The organism is Vibrio sp. 10N.237.312.B06, from assembly GCF_041464685.1.
Lineage (GTDB): Bacteria > Pseudomonadota > Gammaproteobacteria > Enterobacterales > Vibrionaceae > Vibrio > Vibrio tasmaniensis_A.
Genome location: NZ_JBFSPI010000140.1, coordinates 1 through 6,368, shown reverse-complemented (window position 1 = coordinate 6,368; position 6,368 = coordinate 1). Strand labels below are relative to the sequence as shown.

Sequence of the window (6,368 nt, the reverse complement as noted above, 5' to 3'; positions counted from 1 at the left end):
AGCTCGGAAGGATCCTTCAACCGATCACTTTGGCTTTAACTGATCGGCATTAGACCTCAGGGTCGCCTTTTTTGTTCTTGGAGATTGATAGAAATGACAATAATTGTATCGATGGGCGTGCTAGTCATGATTTTGGTGACCATTTTAAAAGTATCACGAGATCACGCTCATATTGAAAAGTCACGCGAACTGCAAACTTGTGGCAGCGTAACTGTGAAAGAAATGACAGTTAATCCGTTTTTAAATAAAAACATCAACTAATCAAAGAAAGGTAAGAATGAGAAATTTTAATTATTTAGGGAAAAGTGCTGAAGGAGACGATGAGTACGAATGCCCTAACCCAAGTTGTAAAGAGAAAGTACTGTCCGCATTATTGACTCCGGTAACATCGTGCGACCGTGGATGTGAATTACAAGCTGATTGCTACTATTGTGATCAACCGGCATGTCTGGAACCTAAGAGCTCAATTGGACCTCGTCAAAAAAACACACCAATGACAAACCCTGATTCAGAAATGATTGAAGAGTTGAGTAATGAAATCGATGAGCTACCACAATCCGATCCTGAAGGAGGACTGAGGAGGTCAAGAAAAGTAAAGCGCAATTAGTCTGGAGTTTGGTGTGACGATTTATTGATAAGGCGCTCTGTAGGGGGCTTTATTGTGTTTGGTATTGATGTTTTTGTCTTTAATGAGGTGTCAGTGTGGTAGATAAACAAAGTAGACAGCTTAAACTATTAGAAGTACTTCGTGACCTAGATAAAAAAGGCCAAGTATTCGGTGTTAAAGAGGTCGCTGATTCAACAGGTTACACCGTTAACTCAGTAAATAAGTATTTTAATGAAAAGTTGAAAGGGGAGTACCTTTCGAAAATTACACGTTCGACGTGGAAATGCCAAGGTATCTGTCAGCTTTCAAATGAAGGTTTTTTAAGTCTTATGTCTCAAAGCTTAAATACTAAACAGAAATCGTCAGACGAAATACTTTCAGACCAATTAATTAAAAGAAGTCATGATGCATTTACGCTAGCCCTTGAAGTCTATAATCGTCCAACTCTGGGTAATAGAGTTGAAGCTTTTACTATTATGATGGTTAATGCTTGGGAACTTATGCTTAAGTCTGAACTAGTAAAATCTAAAGGCGCGAAAGAAATCTTTAAAGACAGTAATTTTAGCATTAGCGTTCGCGACGCAATGAATAAGCTTATGAAGTCGGATGACAACATCACAAAAAATCTAGATACGCTTATCGACTTACGAGACCAAGCGATTCACCTTCTTATTCCAGAACTGCAACCTCAACTTTCACGTTTGTTTCAATCTACTGTTTTGAATTATCAAAAACGTTATAAACGTATAATGGGTAACAGTCCTTTGGCTGGTCAAAGTGTCGGCTTATTAAGCTTAATTGTTGATGGAGTTGAACCAGAAGTGGCTGTCATCAAAGAGAACTATGGTGACTTGACGGCAAGCCAGGTTAAGACTTTTCTTGGTAAATTTACTCAGATGGCTCGTGAGTGTGACTCAGATGAGTTTTCGATTGATGTTGACTACAAATTAGCGTTGACTAAGAAAGAGTCTGATAGCGATTTGTCGTTGTGTCTTAGTGATGCTGGCGAAAACGCTATCATCATTCGAGAAACAAAAGATTTAGACATTACGCACCCTTACCATCAAAAGACAGCGATTGCTGAAATTAATCTTCGACAGTCCCTGAAAATTACGAGCTTTTCTTTCCAAGCTGTGCTTCAAAAGCACAAAATTCAGAATTCAAAACGCTCGAATCACCACTACGAGATCGACAGAAGGCACCGTTATTCTGAAGTATTTATTGAGTGGTTTGCTAAGAGTTTAAGTCAGCCAAATTGGCTAGAAAGCGCATTGGAAAGTTACAAAATGAAGCGAAGTAAGAAAATAAAAATAAGAGTATAAAATCTAAGTACTTTTAAAACTGGTGATGAGGTATTGCATTTGTTATCTACAGGCACAGTTCACTAGATATTAGCACTGGTGTATATGATAAGTAGTACTTGCTCGACTTATAGGAGTAGTCGCACTTATTTAAGTTCGACTACTAAAAGATCGAATGAATAGAGCTGATATGAGACGTTTACGCGACTTGACCAGCCTCTGATTCACTCGTGACAAGAGATATCATCTGTGTGTATAACGAGGTATGTTCGAAGCGATCTCTTGTGTATTTACTACGTAGATACCTCTCAACTGCCTTGGCATTTACATTTTGGTCCGAAGAAAAAGGTTGACTGAATACTTTCGATAGCAACTGACAAAAGTCATGACCATTCGCTGTTTGATACTTGCAGTGGTCAACGTCACATAGCTCTCGATATTTAGAGATAATGTCTTCACGATTGCTGGTATCGACTCGCTGACTTCGACTAATAACGCAGTCTATTAAAGTGTCAATGTTCACTGTTACATCGAATTCATTTATCGAAACTGACCCAGTGGATGCATAATTCATCCCTTTAAAATTTGCATTTAAGCCGAGAGTTTTGCATGTAAATTTAACTAGACCAATTTTGTGACAAGCATCCATTAAAGTGCCTAATAGTGCATCACCTATAGCGTCTATATTCATAAGATATAATGTGTCGGTCTTGCTATATTCGGTAATGAAATCAGTCATGAATTCGTTATGAAGCATCATGATTTCAGAATCATGTTTATCGGTCATGAAAATATCGTTATAGGTATTATCAAGTAGGTGATCGAAATCTGCATCAACCACACCATAGACATCGTTAGAGATTCGAGTTTTCAAATTGGTTACTGCTGCTATTACCTCGTTTTTGCCACTTGCAGGAGTACAGTAGAAAAATTCATCGTTTCTCAATACCATATTGAATAATGTTATATCAGTATCACCCTCTACAACAAAAACCACTTTATCGCCCACACTACTTGTCTGAACTTGCAGTAGGAGAGAAGCAAACTTTGTATTTTCACCACGAGAGTTTGCGGCGTTCATTAAGCTTGTCATAACTACTTAGTACCTGTGTCAATCTCGTGTTTATCATATAGATCTACGGATATATGCCAGTCATCATTGATGATGTCGGGAGAGTGTGTCGCGAGAATAAGTTGTGAGTAGTTATTAAATCTAGCTATTTTTGCAAATTCGCCTAAAAGACTTTTTTGCCATGTTATATGTAATGAGATCTCTGGTTCATCGATCAATATCAGCGTTCCATTTACCGCATTGAATATGAGGTCAAAGAAGATGGAAACTTGATTCTTCTCACCAGAAGATAAGAGTTCAAGAGGGATGTCATCTTTCGAGTGATTAAAGAACCCAAATCCAACTTCAGGATTAATGAATAGTGTTTTAAAGGCAAATTTTTTCGATGCAATCAGCTCTGAGAATAATGTTAGGCGGCCAATAAAGTCTTCACTTAATGATACCTCGTAGAAGATATCACTCAACTTCTCATTCAAGCTTGCCGCAGAGCTAGGTAAACAACTTAGCTCGTGTGGTTCAATTTTGAGGTATTTGTTTGAAGTTGATAGCAAGCCTAATTTTGCATAAGGGGTTAGTTTTTCTTGTAAGCCAACTATACGCTCTTTAAGCATATCAGGCAGTTGCTCACGGGTAGATGCTTGTTTTCCCGTTAGACACGAAAACAACTCGTCAACAAGTGTATCTAGCTTTTGTGTTTTGTTTTTCGTCTCTTGCATTCTAGTTGCTAGATCTGAACATTGCTGTGTGATGATTTTGTTGGATTCAGACTCATTGTTAAGACGCATTGAGTTAATAAGGATAGAATGTGCTTTTGTGCTATCAAAGATCGTCTCTTGAGATATGTGGCATTCGGTATGTGTAATTATTTTCTTCGTCTCATTTAGAAACGACTCAACTTGAAGACCAGTATTACTATTTAAGTAACGGATATGACCCAAGTTAGTGAAAATATCAAAAGAACCAAATTTTATCTTAGCTAACTCTGAGTAATTATTAGATATCGCATGATGAATCAGCTTAAGAATCATCGTTTTACCGTAACCGTTTGGACCAGTAATGATTAGTTGCTCTGAATCGGCAAACTGAAGGTCATAATTTAAGAAGCCAAAAAGTCGTTGAATTGAGATTTTATTTATTTTTAATTGCATTTTCTTATGTATGTTTATGAAAACTGGGCATATAGTACCATCAAGCATACACGCGTAAAGTGTAGATTGTACGCAATCATGCATATTGTTCTTAATACTTCACTTATATTATCAACTTCATGCTTAACAGGCGGTTACGGTAATAATTTATATCTTACGTTCATGTAACTTATGCGGGAACAGCTGGGTATAAACCTGCCACAAGGTATTTAGGTTTCTGTGGCCAGTTACCTGAGCAACCTCCTCAATGGTAAAGCCTTTCTCGAACAAGCGGCTTGCACCTTCACGGCGTAGGTCATGATAGCGTAGGTTATCAATTCCAACCTTCTGGCACACTTTAACAAAGCCTCGGCCAACTGAGCGTGGGTTGTAAGGGAATATCAATTCACCATTACGATCTTGCTTCATTACAATATCGAATGCTTCACCGAGTAGAGGAACGACCATGTGGTTACCATCTTTCTTACGTGGATCTTTTCGGTCACGTACGATCACTGTTCTAAGTTCTTCGTTTAAGTCTTCCCATCGAATACCACACACTTCACTTACTCTCATACAGCTCAGGATGCTGAAGTCTAGAAGCATGGAGTATGGGATTTTGTTTTCTCTACGCTGCTCGCGTTCTTCTAGTGCTTCTTTTAACCGGTCTATTTCATCGGTCGTAGGGCGTCTTGTTACCTTAAATCTCTGAATAGCGGGTAAAAAAATAGCCAGCAGAGGCTGGCTATTTTTAGAAAGCTTTAAAATACTAAATTAAAGTACTTTGATGCTGTCAGCTTGTGGGCCTTTTTGACCTTGAGATACAGTGAACTCAACTTGTTGGCCTTCAGCAAGAGTTTTGAAACCGTCGCCTGTGATTGCAGAGAAGTGTGCAAATACGTCTGGGCCGTTTTCTTGCTCGATGAAGCCGAAGCCTTTAGTTTCGTTGAACCATTTTACTTTACCAGTAACTGTGTTAGACATGATGATATCCTAAAATTAAATTTTTATTTTGAGCCAATTGTGGCACTGATAGCGCGGAAAAGTTTATTGCTATTGCGTACAACACAACGGGGTTACTAGTAATCCAACGAAATGTTTATATACAAAGAACTTTCTTTCTAGCCGAGATGAAGTCTAAATCAAATTAGGGGATAGTCAATCGAATCCATAGTGAAAGGTTGCAGAAACTTGGGGGTAGTCAAACTTTGCATTCCTTAAATATCATGGAGTTACAGTTGTATGGTGATTTGTTGTAGTTTTTGTGAAAAAGGTGGTCGGAATTGATGACGAATTTGGAGTGATTGCACTGTTTTGGCACATTTATTTTCCAAATTATTAAGCCGCTAATTGGTGCCTGGCCCCAATTTTAACGGCTTATATTTATACATCTCACTTTAAGCATCATGCTTCTATTGGAACGAGCTTTTGACTACTTTTTCAAGCGATACAGGTTGCCATTATCGGTACTGAAAAAGATGTCACCGCTTGGTGAAGTTTCAATGTCTCTTATCCTCTCGCCTAAATCTTCTAAAATACGTTCCTCTTTAATTGCCTCACCTTGTCCATTGACTGTCACAATATTGATGTGGGTAAGTTTAAGCGCGCCGGCCAGCAGCTTTCCTTTCAACTCTGGGTATTTGTCACCTTGGTAAACAATCAAGCTGCCCGGAGCGATTGAAGGGACATAGACTTTTTTCGGTGCTTCAATACCATCTTTGGTTTTAGACTCGCCAACGCTAATTGGGCCCCAGTACTCTTTACCGTGTGAGGTCACTGGCCACCCGTAGTTGGCACCTGCTTTAATTAGGTTGAATTCGTCACCACCTCGCGGGCCGTGTTCAATCGACCACAGCTTCTGTGTCGGGAAATCATAAAAAAGACCTTGTGGATTACGATGGCCATAGCTCCAAATCTCATTGAGTACCTTGCTGTTATCCGAGAATGGGTTATTGCTTGGTGTGCTTCCATCAGCATTCAATCGTAATATTGATCCGGCGTGAGTCATGGTGTCTTGGCCGTTGTTTCGATCACCACGGTCGCCGATTGAAAAATACAGGTGGCTATCATCAAAGGTGATACGGCTACCAAAGTGACGTCCGGTGTCCGTTCTGGATTTCGACACAAACACGTCTGTCCAATTGGTAACTTCATTATTGCTGTAATTAGCAGAAGCGAGTGTCGTTACGCCTTCACCATCGACGTCTGATCTGCTCCAGTCAGACTGGACACTTAGCTAAGCGACATTTTGCTTTTCAAAG

General features: G+C 39.2%; 6 protein-coding genes and 2 pseudogenes. 3 read left to right on the top strand and 5 right to left on the bottom strand.

Annotation, left to right across the window (positions count from 1 at the left end):
- Positions 1 to 93 precede the first annotated feature (93 nt).
- The 3 genes from AB6C75_RS22430 to AB6C75_RS22420 all read left to right on the top strand — a co-directional run bounded on the left by AB6C75_RS22430 (position 94) and on the right by AB6C75_RS22420 (position 1,929).
- Positions 94 to 261 (top strand): hypothetical protein, encoded by a 168-nt coding sequence (locus AB6C75_RS22430; protein ID WP_157935042.1) that lies wholly within the window; start codon positions 94 to 96, stop codon positions 259 to 261.
- A 16-nt stretch (positions 262 to 277) separates the two neighbouring features.
- Complete coding sequence (locus tag AB6C75_RS22425) at positions 278 to 607, top strand: hypothetical protein (RefSeq protein ID WP_102250432.1); 330 nt, start codon at positions 278 to 280, stop codon at positions 605 to 607.
- 95 nt (positions 608 to 702) lie between these two features.
- A complete protein-coding gene (locus tag AB6C75_RS22420; RefSeq protein WP_372109323.1) occupies positions 703 to 1,929 on the top strand; it encodes a DUF3644 domain-containing protein in 1,227 nt (408 codons plus the stop codon).
- A 178-nt stretch (positions 1,930 to 2,107) separates the two neighbouring features.
- Here the strand turns inward: AB6C75_RS22420 and AB6C75_RS22415 are convergent, their stop codons facing one another.
- The 5 genes and pseudogenes from AB6C75_RS22415 to AB6C75_RS22395 all read right to left on the bottom strand — a co-directional run.
- Positions 2,108 to 2,989: a DUF4435 domain-containing protein gene (locus AB6C75_RS22415; RefSeq protein ID WP_157935041.1), complete on the bottom strand. Its 882-nt coding sequence runs from the start codon at positions 2,987 to 2,989 to the stop codon at positions 2,108 to 2,110.
- Positions 2,990 to 3,003: 14 nt separating this feature from the next.
- Complete coding sequence (locus AB6C75_RS22410; protein ID WP_372109321.1) at positions 3,004 to 4,176, bottom strand: AAA family ATPase; 1,173 nt, start codon at positions 4,174 to 4,176, stop codon at positions 3,004 to 3,006.
- 99 nt (positions 4,177 to 4,275) lie between these two features.
- Positions 4,276 to 4,809, bottom strand: a pseudogene (locus AB6C75_RS22405) (site-specific integrase); the annotation flags it as partial.
- Positions 4,810 to 4,881: 72 nt separating this feature from the next.
- Complete coding sequence (locus AB6C75_RS22400) at positions 4,882 to 5,091, bottom strand: cold-shock protein (RefSeq protein WP_004731543.1); 210 nt, start codon at positions 5,089 to 5,091, stop codon at positions 4,882 to 4,884.
- A 448-nt stretch (positions 5,092 to 5,539) separates the two neighbouring features.
- Positions 5,540 to 6,313, bottom strand: a pseudogene (locus AB6C75_RS22395) (PQQ-dependent sugar dehydrogenase); the annotation flags it as partial.
- Positions 6,314 to 6,368 lie beyond the last annotated feature (55 nt).